Source organism: Leucobacter soli, from assembly GCF_042659205.1.
Classification (GTDB): Bacteria; Actinomycetota; Actinomycetes; order Actinomycetales; family Microbacteriaceae; genus Leucobacter; species Leucobacter soli.
On the sequence record NZ_JBHSRW010000452.1, the window covers coordinates 1 to 755 of the forward strand.

1 pseudogene is annotated in these 755 nt (G+C 73.0%); it reads right to left on the reverse strand.

Annotated elements, in window-relative coordinates:
- Positions 1 to 107: 107 nt before the first annotated feature.
- Positions 108 to 755, reverse strand: a pseudogene (locus tag ACFPZL_RS13895) (hypothetical protein); the annotation flags it as partial.

Below are 755 nucleotides of genomic sequence, written 5' to 3' on the forward strand. Positions count from 1 at the left end.
CCCGGCGCGGGCGGACGCGACGGCACCGATGCGCTCGGCCTCCTCGAGGCCCGGCAGGCCCGCGTCGAGGAGCTCCGCGAGGGCGCCGAGGCGCTCGGGCAGGCGGTTCAGGTCGTCGGTGAAGCTGGCGGGATCCATGGCGGCTCCGTCTCGTCGTAGTCTTCAGTTCGGTCGTTTTCAGTGCTGTCGTTTTCAGCACGGTCGTTCGCGGATCGCTCGTTCGCGGCTCGGCGGCTCGCATAGCGACGGGTGATCGCGCCGTCGGGCGCGTACCTCCACTCGGGGAGGAACCGCTCGGCGTAGGCGAGCTCGATCAGCAGCTGCTCGGCCACGAGGCCGGGGACGGCCGCGGCATCGAGCATCTCGCTCCCGGCCACGGCTTCGTAGGCCTCGAGGAACCCCTGCTTCGCCGAGTCCGCCCAGCTCCACGCCCGCTCGTCGGGGCCGCCCAGGCGTCGCTGCACGACGGCGGCCACGAGATCGATGGAGACGAGCATGTGGGCGACATCGCGTGCGGCGCCGTCGGGGCGGAACCGCTGCTCGGGGCCCCACTGCGGGTCGCCGTCGAAGTCCAGCACCAGATAGCGGCCGTCGCCGGTGCGCAGGATCTGGCCGACGTGGAAGTCGCCGTGCGGGGTGACGAGGGGTGCATCGGATCGGTCCGGGATCGTCCCGATCGCTGCGGCGAGCGCCTCCCGCCGGGCCCGCATCCGCACGGCAAAGCCGGCCGAACCGCGCGCCGAACCGTCGAGCCC